This is a genomic window from Paraburkholderia sp. J10-1, from assembly GCF_905220165.1.
In the GTDB taxonomy this organism is placed as follows: domain Bacteria; phylum Pseudomonadota; class Gammaproteobacteria; order Burkholderiales; family Burkholderiaceae; genus Paraburkholderia.
On sequence record NZ_CAJMYW010000007.1, the window covers coordinates 403,072 to 422,259 of the forward strand.

At 65.7% G+C, this 19,188-nt stretch carries 14 protein-coding genes; 12 read left to right on the forward strand and 2 right to left on the reverse strand.

Annotated elements, in window-relative coordinates; translation table 11 throughout:
- The first annotated feature begins 64 nt into the window (after positions 1–64).
- Positions 65–763 carry a cation transporter gene (locus tag U5A65_RS23465; RefSeq protein ID WP_321947639.1) on the forward strand — a complete coding sequence of 233 codons (699 nt, stop codon included), beginning with the start codon at positions 65–67 and terminating at the stop codon, positions 761–763.
- Between the two features lie 53 nt (positions 764–816).
- On the opposite strand, the gene U5A65_RS23470 is transcribed toward U5A65_RS23465, so the two are convergent.
- Complete coding sequence (locus U5A65_RS23470) at positions 817–1,632, reverse strand: helix-turn-helix transcriptional regulator (RefSeq protein WP_321947641.1); 816 nt, start codon at positions 1,630–1,632, stop codon at positions 817–819.
- 255 nt (positions 1,633–1,887) lie between these two features.
- Between U5A65_RS23470 and U5A65_RS23475 the strand changes: the two genes are divergently transcribed.
- The 5 genes from U5A65_RS23475 to U5A65_RS23495 are packed head-to-tail and all read left to right on the forward strand — an operon-like array spanning position 1,888 to position 9,674.
- Positions 1,888–4,080 carry a TonB-dependent siderophore receptor gene (locus tag U5A65_RS23475; RefSeq protein ID WP_321947643.1) on the forward strand — a complete coding sequence of 731 codons (2,193 nt, stop codon included), beginning with the start codon at positions 1,888–1,890 and terminating at the stop codon, positions 4,078–4,080.
- Positions 4,081–4,088: 8 nt separating this feature from the next.
- Positions 4,089–4,934, forward strand: coding sequence for an ATP-binding cassette domain-containing protein (locus U5A65_RS23480; RefSeq protein ID WP_321936596.1), 846 nt, complete (start codon positions 4,089–4,091; stop codon positions 4,932–4,934).
- Positions 4,935–4,936: 2 nt separating this feature from the next.
- A complete protein-coding gene (locus tag U5A65_RS23485) occupies positions 4,937–5,866 on the forward strand; it encodes an ABC transporter substrate-binding protein (protein WP_321947645.1) in 930 nt (309 codons plus the stop codon).
- Complete coding sequence (gene fhuB / locus U5A65_RS23490) at positions 5,863–7,932, forward strand: Fe(3+)-hydroxamate ABC transporter permease FhuB (RefSeq protein ID WP_321947647.1); 2,070 nt, start codon at positions 5,863–5,865, stop codon at positions 7,930–7,932. The genes U5A65_RS23485 and fhuB overlap by 4 nt, the downstream gene beginning before the upstream one ends.
- 41 nt (positions 7,933–7,973) lie before the next feature.
- Complete coding sequence (locus tag U5A65_RS23495) at positions 7,974–9,674, forward strand: cyclic peptide export ABC transporter (protein WP_321947650.1); 1,701 nt, start codon at positions 7,974–7,976, stop codon at positions 9,672–9,674.
- A gap of 100 nt (positions 9,675–9,774) precedes the next feature.
- Here the strand turns inward: U5A65_RS23495 and katG are convergent, their stop codons facing one another.
- Positions 9,775–11,949, reverse strand: coding sequence for a catalase/peroxidase HPI (katG, locus tag U5A65_RS23500; RefSeq protein WP_321947652.1), 2,175 nt, complete (start codon positions 11,947–11,949; stop codon positions 9,775–9,777).
- 674 nt (positions 11,950–12,623) lie between these two features.
- Here katG and U5A65_RS23505 point away from each other — a divergent pair.
- From U5A65_RS23505 to U5A65_RS23530, 6 genes are all read left to right on the forward strand, one after another.
- Positions 12,624–14,240 carry a peptide ABC transporter substrate-binding protein gene (locus tag U5A65_RS23505; RefSeq protein WP_415765454.1) on the forward strand — a complete coding sequence of 539 codons (1,617 nt, stop codon included), beginning with the start codon at positions 12,624–12,626 and terminating at the stop codon, positions 14,238–14,240.
- Positions 14,241–14,255: 15 nt separating this feature from the next.
- Positions 14,256–15,194: an ABC transporter permease subunit gene (locus tag U5A65_RS23510; protein WP_321947654.1), complete on the forward strand. Its 939-nt coding sequence runs from the start codon at positions 14,256–14,258 to the stop codon at positions 15,192–15,194.
- A 27-nt stretch (positions 15,195–15,221) separates the two neighbouring features.
- Positions 15,222–16,106, forward strand: coding sequence for an ABC transporter permease (locus tag U5A65_RS23515; RefSeq protein WP_321947656.1), 885 nt, complete (start codon positions 15,222–15,224; stop codon positions 16,104–16,106).
- Position 16,107: 1 nt separating this feature from the next.
- Positions 16,108–17,109 (forward strand): oligopeptide/dipeptide ABC transporter ATP-binding protein, encoded by a 1,002-nt coding sequence (locus U5A65_RS23520; RefSeq protein WP_321947658.1) that lies wholly within the window; start codon positions 16,108–16,110, stop codon positions 17,107–17,109.
- On the forward strand, positions 17,106–18,140 hold the full coding sequence (locus tag U5A65_RS23525) for an oligopeptide/dipeptide ABC transporter ATP-binding protein (protein ID WP_321947659.1): 1,035 nt from the start codon (positions 17,106–17,108) through the stop codon (positions 18,138–18,140). The genes U5A65_RS23520 and U5A65_RS23525 overlap by 4 nt, the downstream gene beginning before the upstream one ends.
- A gap of 89 nt (positions 18,141–18,229) precedes the next feature.
- On the forward strand, positions 18,230–19,188 hold a 959-nt coding region (locus U5A65_RS23530; protein WP_321947661.1), incomplete at its 3' end, for an OprD family outer membrane porin.

A 19,188-nucleotide genomic window follows, 5' to 3' on the forward strand; every position in this document is an offset into this window, starting at 1 on the left:
TCGCTACGCTAGCGGCTCTCCCCGTGCGGCAGCCTTTTGCTTGTGCCCATTACAAAAAACAGCCATGCAAGCCTCCTGCGTCGTCGTCCTCGTTAATGTCGCACTGATGGCGATGCAATTCGTCGCAGGCGGCATTTCGGGCTCGAACGCCATGCTGGCCGATGGCGCGCATACGCTGATCGATGTGCTCGGCGACGGGGCCGTTGCGGCCGCAATCTTTTTCGACGGTGCGAATCGATTCGGACGCCAACACAAACTGACACCGATCGCGACGGTCCTTGTCAATCTGCTTATTCTGGCAACCGGCGCGGAATTACTGTTCGCGGGCGTCCTACCTGTTGCGGCGCAGCCCGCCGGAGCGCGCCCTGCTGCGCTGGCCGCGCTCGCCGTGGCGGTCGCCAGCGTCACCGTCAGGATGGGGTTGTGGTGCTATCTGAGGGCGGCTGCCGCGCAGGCGAAGCGTCGAGACAGTGGCAGCATTGCGGGCGCACTCAACGCGAGCGCATGGCATGCATGCGCAGATTCGGTGGCTTCCGGCGTCGCGGCGGTCGGAGCAACAGGAGTGCTTGCCGGTTTCCCCGCCGTCGACCGAAGCGGCACCGCGCTTATTGGTTTGCTGCTCATCATGGCCGGCCTGTTGCAGAATGCCGCTACGCTGCGCTCGCTGTTACCGCAATTCGCCCGCATGAACTGGAGCTGGCGCCCCTATGAGCGCCCCGGCCCGGACAACGCGCCGGGCGAACCCTGCGGCGGTCGAAGATAACCGGCCGCAATGGCCTTGACCCTCTTCCGAAACGCCCCCGCGTCCCATCAGGCTCAGTCCGTTTCGCTGAGGTGTTGGCGAAACTGCTGCGGCGTGCATCCAAAGGCACGCCGGAACATCGCGGAGAATGTGCGTACGTCCGCGTAACCCAGGTCCTGCGCGATCTGGCCGGGCGTATGACCGACCGCCAGCTTCGACATCGCCTCGGCAAGTCGCAACTGTTCGCGCCATTGACCGAACGTCATGCCCGTCTCCTGACGAAAAAGCCGCGCGACAGTGCGGGCGCTCGCACCGACCTCGTCGGCCCACGCTTCCAGTGTGTCGTTGCTCGCCGGTTGCGCGATGAGGCGTTCGCAAATGCGGCGCAGACGCGCGTTCACAGGCAACGGCAGGCGCTTGTCAGGCGCGCGCGCGCACGCGAGCTGCAGCAGACGCAGAATCAGCGGCACGAGCAGCGTTTCACGCGTCGGCACCGCCCCGGAACCGGCCGTGGCCTCGTCATCGAGCGCGGAATCGAACATGCCAAGAAGCGATGCGCGCAGCAGGGCATCGACCGTTAGCATCCGGCATTCAGCACCGCCTGCCGGCAGCGCGTCGGGGTCGATATAGAGCGTGCGCATCGACACCTTGCCAACCATGTACAGCTCGTGCTCGACCTGCGAGCCGATCAGCAACGCGTGGCCGGGCGTGAGCATCCAGAGGCCGCCCGGCGTCACCACACGCACGATGCCTGTCGTCGCGTAGACGAGTTGCGAACGATGGTGAATGTGAGCGATCTCGTGGGTGTCGTCAGCGTAGTCGATGGATTGCGCGATCACTTTTTGTGCCGCAGGCAGCGCGCCGAAGGTCTGTAGCTTTGGCTGAGTCATGACTGCATTGATTACTTTTTTGGTGAATTACCTTCCAACCTGCCATCTTTGGCCATTTCGATGCCAAAGTTGTCCGGACTATGCCGGAACACCGCAGTTATAGTAGCGCCTGAGCGGCCCAGCCGTCTTCTGTTTGATCGTCCCCATCCCGTTGTTCATGCATCAGGGACCAAAAAGAGTCCCATGCACGGCATTTTATTAGTTAACGCGAATCATTTCGACTTGCATTATTATTCACGCGATGGAGAAGTCCACATGAAGACCGGGGTAGGCAGCACGACTGCCATTGCATTGCTGCTTTATCTCCTTGGAGGGGGCGGCGCAGTGCACGCACAATCGACCGACGGCAGCGCACAGGACGCCACCGGCGGCGCGACAACCCAGCTTCCGGCCGTCAAGGTGAGCAGCCGGCGCGAGCAGACGGCCACCGGCGTGGCTGACGGCTATGTCCCGGTTACGGCGGTCACAGCCACCAAAACGGACACACCGCTGATCGAAACACCGCAGTCGGTTTCCGTCGTTACGCGCGACCAGATGACCGATCAGAACGCCCAGAGCGTCACCGAGGCGCTGCGCTACACCGCGAGCGTCACGTCGGAAATCCGCGGCGCTTCGGCTGCCGGCGCGCCGTATCTGATGAGCCGTGGTTTCTACCTCGAGCAGTTTCTCGACGGCTCCCGCCTGCCGAGCGATTCGAATTTCGGTTACGCGATTCCCGCTTTCGATCCCTACGGGCTCGAGCGCATCGACGTGCTCCACGGACCGGCCTCGGTGCTCTACGGTCAGGCGAACCCAGGCGGCATCGCGAATCTGGTCAGCAAGCAGCCGACCACCACGCCGGTGCACGAGGTGTTCTTCACCACGGGCAGCCACAACCGCGTGGAAGGCGGCTTCGACCTTGGCGGCGCGATTACGCCCGACGGCACCCTCTCCTACCGCCTCACCGGCACCGCCAACCAGAACGACACGCAGGTCGACGGCGTGAAGCAGAAACACGTCTACATCGCGCCCGCCATCACCTGGAAGCCGGACGCGAATACGACATTGACGCTGCTCGCGAAGTACCAGCGCGACCCCGATGTCGGCTACTACAACTTCGTGCCGGCCATCGGCAGCGTCTTCGACACGCCGAACGGCAGGATTTCGACGCACACGAATCTCGGCGACCCGAATTTCGATTCGCACTCGAGAACCCAGGCTTCGGTCGGCTACCAGTTCGAGCACCGCTTCAACGATGTCTGGACCTTCCGGCAGAACCTGCACTACACCTACGTGCGCGACGATTTCTCGAACGTGTTCACGAACGGCTTCGCGGACAACTCCGATACGACGCTGAACCGCTACGCGTTCTTCAACGACGAAAGCGCGAAGTTCTTCACCGTCGACAACCAGGCGCAGGCGAAATTCTCCACGGGACCGGTCAGCCATACGGCACTCTTCGGATTCGATTTTCAGCGGGTGCTCTATCGCGAACGCGTGGGTCTCGGCGCCGCGCCGCAGCTCAATCCGTTCGCGCCGGTTTATCAGAGCGTGGCGATGCCGGACGCTTTCTCGGACGACAACATCCGCATGAAGCAGTTCGGCCTGTACGCCCAGGACCAGCTTGCCTGGAACAAGTGGCGCTTCCTGATCGGCGTGCGCCAGGACTGGGCCTCGGCCGACGACAACAACCCGCTCACGGCGTCGTACACGTCGCAGTCTGAGCGCGCGTTCACATGGCGCACCGGCCTCGTCTATCTGTTCGACAACGGCTTCGCGCCGTATGCGAGCTTCGCGAAGTCGTTCGATCCGCAGGCAGGTGTGCTCGCGGACGGCTCGGCCGCGAAGCCGACCACCGCTGAGCAGTACGAAGTGGGCGTGAAGTATCAGCCGCCCGGGTACAACAGTTTCATCACGGCTTCTGTCTTCGATCTGCGCGAGCGCAACGTGCTCACCGCCGATCTCGACAATCCCGGCTTCAGCACGCAAGCGGGGCAAGTGCGGGCGCGCGGCTTCGAACTCCAAGGCCAGGCAAGCCTCTCCGACAGCCTTAACGTCACCGCGTCCTACACCTACCTGAGCAGTGTGACCACCGAATCGAACGACTCGGCGACGACCCTCGACGGCGGCTCGACCCCGCTCCAGGGCAAGCAAACCTGGGGCATTCCGCGCAACGTCGCGGCCGCGTGGCTCGACTACACGCTGCACGGCGGCTCGCTGCGCGGCCTCGGTTTCAGCGGCGGCGTGCGCTATCTGGGCTCGAGCTACGACGAGTCGAACACGATCCGCGTGCCGTCCGTCACGCTCGTCGACGCGGCAGTGCACTACGACACGGGCCGTCACTGGCTGCTCTCCCTGAATGGCACCAACCTGTTCAATCGACAGTACGTGGCGTCATGCTTCAGCGCGACCACCTGCACCTACGGCGACGGCGTCGAAGTGCTCGCGACCGCGCGCTATCGCTGGTAAGGCGGCGGATGAGTTCGATACAGGCAACGCACTCGCCCGATGTCAACGATCCGGGGCCGCTGCGCGAACGCGCAAGCGGCGGGGTACTTTACGAGATCGAAGGCGCGTCGTTCGAGGCGGGTGGCCGCGTGCTGCTGCAGCCGCTCACGCTCGCGCTCACGGCGGGCCGCATGATCGCGCTGATCGGCCACAACGGGTCGGGCAAGAGCACGCTGCTCAAGCTGCTGGCGCGCCAGCAAACGCCCTCGCGCGGCAGCCTGCGCTTCTCGGGCCGCGAGATTGGCGCGTGGTCCGCGCGGGAATTCGCGAGGCGTGTGGCCTACCTGCCGCAACATCCGCCGCTCGCTACGGGCATGACCGTGCGGGAGCTCGTCGCGCTGGGCCGTTATCCGTGGCATGGCGCGCTGGGGCGCCTGCGTAGCGAAGACGCCGCGATCATCGACGAGGCACTGCGCGTGACGGACACGGCGCGCTTCGCCTCCCAGCTCGCCGACCACCTGTCGGGCGGCGAGCGTCAGCGAGCCTGGCTCGCCATGCTCGTTGCGCAAGGCGCTTCGTGCCTGCTGCTCGACGAGCCGACCTCGGCGCTCGATATCGCGCACCAGCTGGACGTGCTGCGCTTACTGCGCAGCCTCGCCGATGATCACGCGATGACCGTCGTCATCGTGCTGCACGACATCAACCTCGCCGCGCGCTTTTGCGACGAACTCGTCGCGCTGCACAGCGGCCGGTTGCTGACCTCAGGTACGCCGGCCGACCTGATGCAGGGCCAGGTGCTCGAAGCGATATACGGCGTTCCCATGGATGTCGTGCCGCACCCGCGCGGCGGCGGCGCAATTGCGGTGGCGCGCTGACCATGCACAGGCGAACCTTTTTACTTTCGTTGGCCACCCGCGCGGCCGCACTTTCCGGCATCGCGCCGCTCGCCGCCGCGGCGCGCGCTTCGACTCGAAGCGCGCCGCCGCGTGTGGTCGTGCTCGACTGGGGGCTCGCCGAAACGCTGCTCGCGCTCGGGGTCGTCCCCGCGGGCGTCGCGGAGATCAGCGACTACAACGCGAACGTGGTCGCGCCGCCCGTCCCGCCCGGCGTGCCGGACGTCGGGCTGCGGCTCGCACCGAGCCTCGAATGGCTCGCCCAGCTCGCCCCCGATCTCATCCTCATCAACTCGAGCCAGGAGTCGCAGCGCGACATCCTGGAGCGGATTGCACCGGTTCGCGCGTTCGCGATCTACACCGACGCGGGCGCGCCCTATCGCCGCGCCGAGGCGGTCACGCGCGAGCTGGGCGCGCTATGCCGATGCGAAAGCGCTGCCGAAGCGCTCATCGCACGAACTGCACAGGCACTTGCTGCAAGCCGCGCGCGTCTCATGGCCGCGCCCGCGCGATCACGGCCGCTCTACCTGATCCGGTTCTTCGACGCCCGGCATATCGGCGTATATGGCGCGCGCAGCCTGTTCCAGGACGTGCTCGACACGCTCGGCCTCGTCAACGCATGGCGTGGCCCAACCGACTACTGGGGAATTGGCGTCGCGCCGCTCGAAGCGCTCGCCGCCGCGCCCGATGCCAAGGTGCTCTACTTCGACCCGCTGCCCCAAGGCGTTGCAAGCACGCTCGCATCGAACCGCCTCTGGCACGCGTTGCCACCCGTCGCCCGTGGCCGCGTGGCCGCGCTGCCCCCGTTCTGGGGCTTCGGCATGCTGCCCTCGGCTCAGCGCTTCGGCGAGGCACTCGCGCACGCGTTGCTCGCAAACCCAACGCTCAGTGTTAGCGGAGTTGCCCATCCATGAGCGGACTCGACCGCCTTCCTCCATCCGCTGCGTGTACCCGCCTCGCATGGCGGCGCGTCTCGCTCGGGCGCTTGCCTCGCGTGCTCGTCGCCGTGGCGCTTGTGCTCGCGTTTGTCGCTGCGCTCGGCCTGTCGGCGGCCAATCTTGCTGCGATCGCACCGCGTGCGCTGTGGTGGCAGGCAGTGCTCTCGCCCGATACGCACGACGTCCGGCAGATCATCGCGCACGACAGCTGGCTGCCGCGCATCGTCACCGCCTGGCTTGCGGGTGCGACGCTCGGCCTGGCCGGCACGATCTTCCAGCAGGTGCTGCGCAATCCGCTCGCCGAACCGATGACGCTTGGCATTTCCGCCGGCGCCCAGCTTGCGCTCACGCTCGCCGCGCTCTGGGCGCCCGCGCTGGCCGCGCACGGTTTCGCGCGCGAGCCAATCGCGCTCGCGGGCGCGCTGGCCGCCGCAGCGGCCGTGTTCGGCCTGGCGTGGCGAAGCGGCCTCGCGCCGGTGACCGTCGCCATTGCGGGCCTCGTCGTGACGCTCTGGTGCGGCTCGGTCAGCGTTGCGCTGCAGCTCTTTCATACGCCCTATATGCGCGGCCTGTTCATCTGGGGCGGCGGCTCGCTCGTCCAGCAGGACTGGAGCGAAGTCGCGGCGCTCGCCCCGCGGCTCGCCGCGGGCGGCATACTCGCGTGGCTGCTGTTGCGCCCGCTGCAACTCTTCAGTCTCGATGACGCCAATGCCCGCAGCCTCGGCCTCGCGCTGCGCCGGCTGCGGCTTGCCGCGCTCGCGCTCGCCGTCATGCTGAGCGCCGCCGTGGTGAGCACGGTTGGGGTAATCGGCTTCGTCGGGCTGGCTGCGCCTGCCATCGCGCAACTCGCGGGCGCGCGCCGACTTGGGCAGCGTCTCCTGCTCGCGCCGTTGTGCGGCGCGCTGTTGCTATGGCTGACGGACCAGGCTGTGCAGCCGCTCGCCAATGCGCTCGGCGAACTGGTGCCCGCCGGGGCCGCCTGCGCGCTCTTCGGCGCGCCGCTCATGCTGCTCATCCTTGCGCGCATGCGCCGCACGCAGCGCCTCGACACCACCGCCGCACCAGCGCACACGGTCCCCGATGGCATCTCGATCAAGCGCCGCTTCACGCTGATCCTGTTTGCGACTGTCATCGTGCTGATACTCGCGCTCGACTTCGGCCGCGGCGTGCATGGCTGGCAGTTCAGCAGTCTCGCCGAACTTGCGCGTGTCGCGATCTGGCGCGCACCGCGTGAGATCGCCGCGTTTGCAGCCGGCATCATGCTCGCGTTGGCGGGGACACTGTTGCAGCGTCTGTCCGGCAATCCGCTCGCGAGCCCGGAGGTACTCGGCGTGTCCGCGGGCGCCTCGCTTGGCCTCATCGCGCTCGTGTTCGGCGCGGCCGATGCGGGACACGTCGCGCGGTTTGCGGCAACGGCCGGCGGCGCGTTCGCGACCTTGCTCGCGCTATTGTGGTTCGCGCGCCGCTCCGGCTTCGCGCCGCAACGCGTGCTGCTTGCCGGCGTCGCAATCGGCGCGCTATTCCAGGCCGTGGTCGCCGTCGTGATCGCCGGGGGCGGCGAACGCGCAGCCACCCTGCTCGCCTGGCTCGCGGGCTCGACCTACACGGTCACGCCCGGCGACGCGGCGCTCGCGCTCACGCTGTGCGTGCTGCTCAGCGCGTTCATGCCACTGACCGGACGATGGCTGGCGATCCTGCCACTCGGAGACGCAAGCGCACGTGCGCTCGGCATGCGCACACCGCTTGCGCGCGGCACGCTGCTTGGACTCACCGCCTTGCTGACCGCCGCTGCGACCTTGATCGTCGGGCCGCTGTCGTTCATCGGGCTCACTGCGCCGCATTTCGCCCGGCTCGCGGGCGCGCGGCGTCCGCTCGACCAGATGTTGCTCGCCGCGCCGATCGGCGGATTCACGATTGTTCTGGCCGACTGGCTCGGACGCACGCTGCTGTTACCGCGCGAACTACCAGCCGGCCTTGTCGCGACGATTTTCGGCGCGCCGTGGCTCATGTGGCTGCTCGCGCGCCGTGCGGCCGCCTCATGATCGCGCCCGCTGCACATCCCACAATAACGAAGGAGAAAACGATGCTTGCCGACCTGTTCCGCCTGCTGCGCCGCTTGTGGCCCATCTCGGCGCTCGCGACGCTCATGGGCGCGGCGAGCGGCATTGCCACGGCGGCGCTGCTCGCCCTCACGAATCGCGCGTTGCACGGCGCCGCCGCTTCGCTGACCACGTTCGTCGCGAGTTTCGCCGCCCTCTGCGCGCTCGCGCTCGCGGGCGAGGTGATCTCGGACATCGGCAACAACATCGTCGGACAGCGCGTGATTGCAGCGTTGCGCAAGAACCTGACTGCGAAAATCATTGCGGCGCCGATCAGCGAAATCGAACAGTTTCGCAGCCACCGGCTGATCGCCGCGCTCAATCAGGACATCGATACGATCAGCGCGTTCTCGTTCCTGTTCTCGAGCCTCGCCATTGCAACCGCCACCATCGTCGGCTGTCTTGGCTATCTGTTCGTGCTCTCGCCGACACTGCTGCTGATCGCGCTCGCAGCCATTGCGCTCGGCTCGGTCGCGCAGTCGCTCGCGAGGCGCGTCGGGATCCGCCGCTTCGGCGCGGCGCGCGAAGCCGAAGATCGTCTGCAGAAGCACTATCGTGCGCTCGTGGACGGCGCAAAAGAGCTGCGCATCAACCGCGAGCGCCGCGTATTCGTCTACGGCCATGAGCTGTCCGGCACGATCGACGCGATTTTCCGGCTGCGCGTGCGCGCCGCGAATGTGTTCGTGAGCGCGAATGCGTTCGGCTCGCTGCTGTTCTTCGTCGTGGTCGGTCTCATGCTCGTGCTGCAGAGTGGCTCCGCAAATGCGGATCGCAGCGTGTTGACCGGATTCGTGCTGGTTCTGCTTTACATGAAGGGACCGATTCAGGAGATCGTCAGCGCGCTGCCGTCCATCGGGCGTGCGCAAGTTGCGTTCAGACGTATTGCCGAACTATCCGCACGCTTCTCCAGCAGCGAGCCGGCGCTGCTCGACGCGCGCGCATTCACTCGCAGCCACGACCGACCTTTCTCGACGCTCACGCTGCGCGACGTCACTTACCGCTTTCCCGCACCGCTCGACGACGGCCTCGCAGGCGAGCAACCCGACGCCGCCGGGTTCGCGCTCGGGCCGCTGTCGCTCACCGTTCAGCGCGGCGAAACGCTTTTCATCGTCGGCGAGAACGGCTGCGGCAAGACCACGCTAATCAAGCTGTTGCTCGGCCTCTATACACCGGACAGCGGCGCAATGCTTGTCGACGGCGAACCACTGCGTGCGGACGAGATCGATGCCTACCGCCAGCTCTTCTCGGCGGTGTTCTCCGACTACTATCTTTTCGACACCTTGCTGCCGGGCGAAGACAAGCCCGCAACGCACGCGCAGCGCTATCTGGAGCGGCTGGCGCTGACTCACAAGGTATCGGTTCGGGAAGACGGCACGTTCAGTACAACGGATCTCTCCACCGGACAGCGCAAGCGGCTGGCGCTCGTGCACGCTTATCTGGAAGGCAGACCCGTGATGGTGCTCGACGAGTGGGCAGCCGATCAGGACCCGACGTTCCGCCGCATTTTCTATACCGAGATTTTGCCGGACCTGAAACGACAGGGCACGACGCTGATCGTGATTTCGCATGACGACCGTTACTTCAGCGCCGCCGACCGGTATATCCGGCTCGAAGGCGGACGCATTGTCGAAGAGGTGCGGACAGCACACGGCACACCGGCCGCAAGTGTGACGCGCGCATCCTGAACGGCACGCCGGGCGGGACGGCGCGCAAACGCGGAGGGAGCCCCGGCGAGCAGCGTAAGCCGCTTGCCGGGGCAGGTTTCAGACCATCATCAGGACACCATCACGCCAGGTCGAAGCGATCCAGGTTCATGACCTTCGTCCACGCCGCGACGAAGTCCTTGACGAACCGCTGCTGGGCATCGCTGCTCGCATACACTTCGGCCAGCGCGCGCAGCACGGCGTTGGAGCCAAACAGCAGATCGACGCGCGTGCCGGTGTACTTCACTTCGCCGCTCTTGCGCTCGCGCCCTTCGAACAACTCAGCCGTCGCGTCGGTGGGCTTCCATTCGGTGCGCATATCCAGCAGGTTGACGAAGAAGTCGTTGCTGAGCACGCCCACGCGGTCGGTCAGCACACCGTGGCCGCTACCGTCGAAATTGGCGCCCAATACGCGCAGCCCGCCGATCAGCACGGTCAGTTCCGGCGGCGTCAGCGTGAGTTGCTGGGCCTTGTCGATCAACCGGGCCTCGGTCGTGGCGCCGCCTTGCTCGCCGCGATAGTTGCGGAATCCGTCGGCGAGCGGCTCGAGAAGTCCAACCACTTCGATATCGGTCTGGTCCTGGCGGGCATCGACGCGGCCCGCCGCAAACGGCACGTCGACCTTGACGCCGGCCGCCGCAGCAGCCTGCTCGATGCCGACCACGCCGGCCAGCACGATCACGTCGGCGAGCGACGCCTTGCCGGAGGCCTGCTGGATGGCCTGCAGTTTCGGCAGCGCGCCGGCGGCGATCTTGTTGACTGCCCAGTCCTTCTGCGGCGCCAGCGCGAGGCGCGCCCCGTTGGCTCCGCCGCGCTTGTCGCCGCCGCGGAACGTCGAGGCCGACGCCCATGCCGCCGAAACCAGTTCGCTGACCGACAACCCAGACCCGGCGATCTTCGCTTTCAGATCGGCAATGTCGGCGGCGCCCGGATTGTGAGTGGGTGCCGGCAGCGGATCTTGCCAGAGCAAATCTTCCTTCGGCACTTCCGGGCCGAGGTAGCGCGCCTTCGGTCCCATGTCGCGGTGCGTCAACTTGAACCACGCACGCGCGAACGCTTCATTGAAGGCCTGCGGATCCGCGTGGAAGCGGCGTGAGATCTTTTCGAAAGCGGGGTCGAAGCGCAGCGTGAGGTCGGTGACCAGCATCGTCGGCTTGCGCTTTTTCGACGGGTCGAATGGGTCGGGGATGATGTCCGGCGCATCCTTCGCTTCGAACTGAATGGCGCCGGCCGGGCTGCGTGTCTGCACCCATTCATATTTGAAGAGATTCTCGAAGAAGTAGTTGCTCCACTGCGTCGGCGTTTGCGTCCAGATCACTTCGATGCCGGACGTGATCGCATCCTCGCCCGCGCCCGAGCCGTAGCTGCTGGACCAGCCAAGACCTTGCGCTTCGAGCGGCGCGGCTTCCGGGTCGACGCCCACATTCGTGGCCGGGCCCGCGCCATGGGTCTTGCCGAGCGTGTGGCCACCGGCGATCAGCGCGACGATCTCCTCGTCGTCCATCGCCATGTTTCCAAACGTAGCGCGTATGGCCGGGGCGGCCGATACCGGGTCGCCGCTGGCGTTCGGCCCTTCCGGGTTCACGTAGATCAGGCCCATCTCGGTGGCGGAAAGCGGGTTCTTCGCCAGCGTCTCCGGATTGCGGTGGGTGAGCCACTTCTTCTCATCGCCCCAGTCCACGTCGAGATCCGGTTCCCACACGTCTTCGCGGCCGGCGGCGAAACCGAAAGTGCGAAAGCCCGCGTTCTCGAGAGCCACGTTGCCGGCCAGCACGATCAGGTCGGCCCACGAGATCTTCTGGCCGTACTTCTGCTTGACGGGCCACAGCAGCCGGCGCGCCTTGTCGAGGCTGACGTTGTCCGGCCATGAATTGATCGGCGCGAAGCGCTGCTGGCCGCGACCGGCGCCGCCACGGCCATCCACCATGCGGTACGTACCCGCGCTGTGCCAGGCCATGCGGATGAACAGGCCAGCGTAGCTGCCCCAGTCGGCCGGCCACCATTCCTGAGAGTCGGTCAGTACGGCTTTGAGGTCAGCCTTCAGCGCGCTGTAGTCTAGCTTCTTGAACTCTTCGCGATAGTCAAAGCTTTCGCCCAGCGGATTGGAGCGGTTGGAATGCTGGTTCAGCAGGTCGACGCGTAGCTGGTTAGGCCACCAGTCGAGGTTTCCCGTGCCAGTACCGGCTACGGGCTTGGGTTCGGCGTGAACTGGACATTTTGCAGAATTGGGCGTGGGCGAGTCGATTGGCGAGCTCATGTTTCCTCCATTCGCGTGCGGGGGGCCTTTAATATATACGTAACTCATGACACGCCCCAATTGAGTGCCCCTATGTGGCCGATAGCCGGTTTCTGGCTGACGAAGCGCGACGCAGGTCGGCGCATCGACACACGCGAGGGCCGCATCGTCGTGCGTGGGCCGACTGCCCGTCGTGCCGATGGGCACCTAACTCAGGCCCTGCGCGATTGGCGAAGAGAGCGCCTGCTGATCGACCCGCGCGGTGGAAAACGACCTCTGCAATGCGTGGCGCATTCTTCGTCACGCATTCGCTAAAGGCTGCGCGCCGTTCATATAGTTGATTGACCGCAAAGCTCCTGCACGGCAGCCCGGGCGCCGCGCCGCGTATCTCATGCGCGTACGATGTTCGTCCGAACACGCTTTCTCTTTCGCGCCAAAAATATTAATTGCAATTTCAACGGCTTATTTTTGCGCTGGAAAAGCGCCTCGCGCACAAGGCTCTTCGCCATAGGAGAAATCCGAATCTCCGCGCGCATCCTCACCGATTGACAAGCCCTGCGCCGCTTCCAATAATCGCCCCCGACTCGCCCATCAGGCTAGTAATCGCCACGCCAGGCTCAGGCCGTATCGTCACGGCGTAGCTGCCTGTGCCGCGCGATCCTGCGTCGCAAAACGATCATTAATCAGGAGACCCAATGACACGCTCATCTCTCTTCGCAGCGACGCTCATGGCGTTCGCGCTCGCTCAGTCCGTTCAGGTTCGAGCCGTCACGATTGCTCCGGGCACCGCGCTCGCGGCGAAGCAGGAGATGACGCGGCAAAATCAGGCCGAAGTCGAATCGCTCGATCCCGCCTACATCGAATCGTATTCTGCCAATCTAATCGGCCTTGATCTCTACGAAGGTCTGACACGTCTCGACGCGGCGGGCACTGTCGTGCCAGGCGTGGCGGAAACCTGGACGCGCCCCGCCCCCGATACGTGGATATTCAAACTACGCCGCGAAGCAAAATGGAGCGACGGCCGCCCCGTTACGGCCGCCGATTTCGTCTATGCCTGGCAGCGCATGGCGGACCCGAAAACCGCATCGCCTTATACCATCGCCGTCGAATTTCTGAAGAACGCAAAAGCCGTGATTGCCGGCAAGCAGCCAGCCTCCACACTAGGCGTGCGCGCCATCGATCCCTACACGCTGGAGGTGAAAACCGAAGCGCCCACACCATTTCTCACCGAATTGTTCGCCAATTCATCAATGGCGCCTGTCGACCGTTCGACGGTCGCGAAGTTCGGCGCCTCGTGGACGCGTCCCGGCAACCTCCTAGGCAACGGCCCTTACGTCCTCGCCGACTGGCAACCGAACAATCGTATCGTCCTCACGAAGAACCCGCGCTACTGGAACGCGGCCCACGTTGCCATCACCAAGGTTACATGGCTACCGATCGAAAGCGACGAAACCGCCATGCGAATGTACCAGGCGGGCCAGATCGACATGACGTTCACGATTCCTTCCGGACAATACGCGCAGATCTCCAGGACCATGAGTGCCGATATCAAGGCCGGCTTGCGTATCGCGACTTACTATTACTCACTGAACAACGCCGATCCAGCACTCCGCGACCCACGTGTACGTCAAGCGCTCTCGATGGTGATCGATCGCGACCTGCTTACCTCGAAGATCACGCAAAGCGGGGAGTCGCCCGCCTACGGACTCATCGTCAAAGGCACCAAAGGCGCAGATCAATACACGCCAGACTGGGCTTCGTGGCCAATGGCCAAGCGTATAGACACCGCGCGCACACTGCTCAAGGCGTCGGGCGTTTCCGATGCGAAGCCGCTCACGATCACGCTCACCTACAACACCAACGATCTCCACAAGAAGGTCGCGCTCTTCGCTGCGAGCGAATGGCGCACCAAGCTGGGGGTCGACACGAAGCTCGACAATCTGGAGTTCAAGGTGCTGCTCAAGCAGCGCCATGATGGCACGTACCAGGTCGCGCGCAACGGCTGGTTCGCGGACTATAACGACGCGATGACGTATTACAGCCTCGTGCAGTGCAACAGTCCGCAAAACGATCAGCGCAACTGCAACACGAAAGCGGACGCCACCGCCGTCGAAGCCAACCTCCAGAGCGACGAGACCAGGCGCCAGGCAATGCTCACGCAGGCGTTCGCACTGGCGATGAACGACTACCCGCTACTGCCCATGTTCCAGTACTCGGCCGCCCGGCTCGTCAAACCATTCGTTGGTGGCTATTCGCTCACAAACTACATCGACGCGCGCGCCACCCAGGACATGTACATCCTGAAGCACTAACGCAGGCCTCCACCCATGTTCGCCTACACCTTGCGCCGCGTGCTGTGGTCGGTGCCGACCGTACTCGCGGTCATCACCGCCTGCTTTCTGCTGCTGCATCTCACGCCCGGTGGTCCGTTCGACACCGACAAACGCCTCTCCGCCGCGGTCATGGCCAATCTCAACGCGCGCTATCACCTCGACGAGCCGCTATGGCAGCAGTATCTGCGCTATCTCGGCACGCTGCTGCATGGCGACCTCGGAAGTTCGTTCCGCTACGCCGACTGGTCGGTCAACGAGCTCGTGAAAAAGGCCGCGCCTGTGAGCCTCGGCATTGGTGGCATCTCCATACCGCTCGCGGTCCTGCTGGGCGTGGCGCTTGGCACGCTCGCCGCCGTGCGCCGCAACAGCGTGGTGGACCATGCCGTGATGTTGCTCGGCAATCTCGGCAACGTCGTACCGCCATTCGTGCTAGGTCCGGCGCTCGTACTTTGCTTCGCTATCCTTCTCAAATCGGCCGACGGCAACGGCCTCTTGCCCGCAGGCGGCTGGGGCGACGGCGACTGGCGTCACCGAGTGCTGCCCGTCGCGTTGCTCGTCATCATCAACATGGCCGCGATCGCGCGCGTCATGCGCGGCAGCCTGATCGAGGTGCTCTCCGGCAACTTTATCCGCACGGCGCGCGCCAAGGGCTTGCCCGGGCACACCATCGTGTTGCGCCACGCCCTGCGCCCCGCGCTCATGCCCGTCGTTTCGTTGCTCGGCCCCGTCTGCATTTCGTCGATCACGGCGGCCGTCGTCACCGAATCGGTCTTTGCGCTCCCGGGCCTCGGGCAACTGGTGGTGAACGGCGCGGTCAACCGCGACTACACGCTCGTGCTCGGCCTGGTCGTCCTCACCACGGTCTGCGCCGTGCTCTTCAATCTGCTTGTCGATCTCGCGTATGCGTGGCTCGATCCGCGCATCCGCTACTAGTCCGTTATTAACGGAGGCTCCGCCACCATGAACGCACCTGGTCTCGTTGCGCCAGCCGCCACCGCGCAGAAGCGCCGCACGCCGCCCGCGTTGGCGCGCTTCGTGCGGCACCGAGCGGCGCTCGCAAGCGTCGTCATGCTCGCCCTCATCGCGCTCGCCTGCTTCGCAGGTCCTCTCTTCCTGCCTCATTCGCCCATCGACAACGACTGGAGCTCGATTAGCCTCGCCCCCACGCTCGACGGCGGTCACTGGTTCGGCACCGACGAACTGGGCCGCGACTTGCTGGCGCGCACGCTGGTTGGCGGGCGCGTCTCGCTCGAGGTGGGGCTGCTCGGCACCTTCGTTTCCGCGCTGGTCGGCGTGATCTATGGCGCAACGGCCGGCTATCTCGGCGGCCGCGTGGACGCCGTGATGATGCGCGTCGTCGACATGATGTACGCGATCCCCTACATGTTGATCGCCATTCTCATGGTCACACTGTTCGGGCGCGCGTTCTCGCTCGTCGTGCTCACCATCAGCGCGTTTTCGTGGCTCGACATGGCGCGCGTGGTGCGCGGGCAAACGCTATCGCTGCGCTCGCGCGAATTCGTCGACGCCGCGCGCGCCATCGGCGTGCGGCCCGCGGCAATCATCGCGCGCCATATCGTGCCGAATCTCGCGGGCATCGTCGCCGTCTACGCCACGGTCACGGTACCGGCAATTATTCTTACGGAATCCGTATTATCGTTTCTCGGCCTTGGCGTCCAGGAACCCATGACAAGCTGGGGCGTGCTGATCCAGGACGGCGCGCAGAAGCTCGATGCCATGCCGTGGCTGCTGCTCTGCCCTGCCGTGCTGCTCTGTGCCACGCTCTACTGCGTGAACTTCGTCGGCGACGGTCTGCGCGACGCACTCGACCCACGGGAGCGCTGACATGGCCCTGCTCGAAGTCCAGGACTTGAGCGTGCGCTTCGAGCGCCGCGACGGGCCGCCCGTGAAGGTCGTGCACGACTTGTCGTTTTCGCTCGATGCCGGCGGCACGCTCGGTCTCGTCGGCGAATCGGGGTCCGGCAAAAGTCAAACCGTCATGGGGCTGCTGGGGCTGCTCGCCTCGAATGGCCGCGCCACCGGTCACGCACGCCTGAGCGGCGAGAATCTGCTCGCCATGACGCCCCGCGCGCTCAACCGCATTCGCGGCGACCGCGTCGCCATGGTCTTCCAGGACCCGATGACCTCGCTGAACCCGTTCCTCACCGTCGAACGGCAAATGACCGAAGCGTTGCAGTTGCATCGCAAGGTCACACGGCGCGCGGCCCGCCAGCGCGCGATCGAAGCGCTCGAACGCGTGCGCATTCCCGACGCGCCGCGGCGTATCGGCATGTATCCGCACGAGTTCTCGGGCGGCATGCGCCAGCGCGTGTTGATCGCGGCGGCGCTGATGATGGAGCCCGATGTGCTGATCGCCGACGAGCCGACCACGGCGCTCGACGTGACCGTTCAGGCGCAGATCATGGCGCTGCTGCGCGAGATGAATCGCGAGCGCGGCACGGCCATTCTCCTTATCACGCACGACATGGGCGTGGTGGCCGGGCTTTGCGACGACGTCATGGTGATGTACGCGGGCCGCACAGTGGAGAAGGCGAGCGCGCGCGATCTGTTCGCGCATCCGCTGCATCCGTACACCGCAGGACTGCTGGGGGCGCGGCCGCGCCTCGATGCGCCAGGCGGCGCGCCGTTGAGCACGATCCCGGGTAATCCGCCCATGCCGGGCAGCGGCGGCGCCGGCTGCGCGTTCGCGCCTCGCTGCGCGGCTGCGCTCGAGCGATGCCACACGCAGACGCCGCCGCTCGAATCCATCGGTGCGCCGCCCAATTCGCGTTCGCGGGCGTGCCATCTACCCATTGGCGATAGCGCCGAACTGGGAGCACGCGCATGACACATGACGCAAAGGCGCATGACGTGCCTGACGACGCGCTACTGCGCGTACGCGACCTTGCCGTGAATTTTCGCGTCGCACGCGGTCCGTGGCCGTGGCAGAAAGCGCAGTTGCGCGCCGTGAACGGCATCTCGTTCGATCTGCGCCGCGGAGAAACGCTCGGGCTCGTGGGCGAGTCGGGCTGCGGCAAGTCCACGCTCGCGCGCGCCGCGATCGGCCTCTCGCCGGTCGCTTCGGGCAGCGTGGCCTGGCGAGGCGAAGAAACCGTTTTCGGGGCGCAACGGCGCCTCGGCGCGCTGCGCCGCGGTGTACAGATGATCTTCCAGGACCCGCTCGCTTCGCTCGATCCGCGCATGTCGATCGCCGAGATCGTGGCCGAACCCTTGCGCACGCATGCACCGCACCTGGGCCGCAAGGAGATCGCGCGCCGGGTGCTCACGATGCTAGAACGCGTGGGCCTGAACGCGCATCACCTCGAACGCCGTGCGCACGAATTCTCGGGCGGGCAGTGCCAGCGCGTGGGCATCGCACGCGCGTTGATCGGCGAGCCCGCGCTCGTGATCTGCGATGAACCGGTCTCCGCGCTCGACGTCTCCATTCAGGCGCAGATCGTCAACCTGCTGCGCGACCTGCAACGCGACCTCTCGCTCTCGCTGCTTTTCGTCGGCCACGATCTCGCCGTGGTCAAGACGCTCAGCCATCGCGTCATGGTCATGTACCTCGGCCGCGTCATGGAACTCGGCACGCGCGAGGCGGTGTACGACGAGCCCGCGCACCCCTACACGCGCGCACTGCTCGACGCCGTACCGGTGGCCGACCCGGCGCGTGCCCGCGAGCGTCACGCGCCGCTGCTACGCGGCGAGATCCCCTCGCCACTCAATCCGCCTTCGGGCTGCGCATTCCGCACGCGTTGCCCGAAGGCCTCGGCCCAGTGCGCTGCTGCGGCGCCTGAACCGGCCGCCACCGGCCCCGGTGGCTCGATCGTCGCCTGCTGGCACCCGCGCACAGCCGGCCATTCCACCGCCGACTGAAATACCCGCTTCACGCATGCCGGCGGGCGTCACCATCGATTCGCATTCCTTATCGATTGCGAATCAACGACAACCACACGAAGGGAGACATGATGAAAAGAGAACACAGAGACAAGAGCCGCGGCGCGCGACTTGCGCTACTCGCGCTCGGCCTGCCGCTCAGCCTTGCAGCGGTTGCACAAACCACAAGTGTTCAGCAGAACACAACGGGCGGGCAGCCCGCTGCGCAAGTGCAAGCTCAGCAAGCCGGGCCAGTCAAACCGAAAAAGACCCGGCACAAGGCGCGCCGCAAATCGTCCAACAGCGCCGCGCCAGCAAACGCACAAGCTGCGACCCAGGCGGAACCCTCCTCAGCCGCCGTGCAAATGCACGCGCCGCGCGTCGACCCGCTCGTGGAGCCCAACGCGGTCGACCGCCTCGCATCCGGCTCGCCGGATCAGCACGCCGACCAGGCAGTGCGAGCCGACAACCCGAAGCAGCCACAGTCGAGCCAGTCGCAAAGCAAGGGCTTCATCGCGGATAGCAGCCTCACCCTCAACCTGCGTAACTACCTCGACCACTTCGACAACGAAGGCGGCCCGCATCGCCATGCGTGGGTGCAGGGCGCGATGCTCGACTACACGTCGGGCTATACGCAGGGGCCCATCGGTCTCGGCCTTGACGCGTCGCTCTACGGCGCGCTGAAGCTCGACGGCGGCCAGGGCGCGGGGAACATGGTGCACGTGGGCAAGGATGGCGGCGGCTCGAACCAGCTGGCGTGGGCCTACCCCGGCATCTGGGACGTCAAGGCCCGCGTTTCCGATACGGTCGCGAAGTACGGTCTGCAAATGGTCTCGGACAACCCGTTCTTCGAGCCGCACGACAACCGCGCGCTGCCGCCCACCTTCCTCGGCGCCTCGCTCGTAAGCAAGGACGTGTCCAACGCGGTGCTTCAGGCAGGCAGCTTCACAAAGGTCAATCCGCGCGGCCACACCAATCTCGTCGATCTCTCGACCTCGTACGGCGGCGTGAAATTCAAACGCTTCAGCTACCTGGGCGGCAGCTGGGA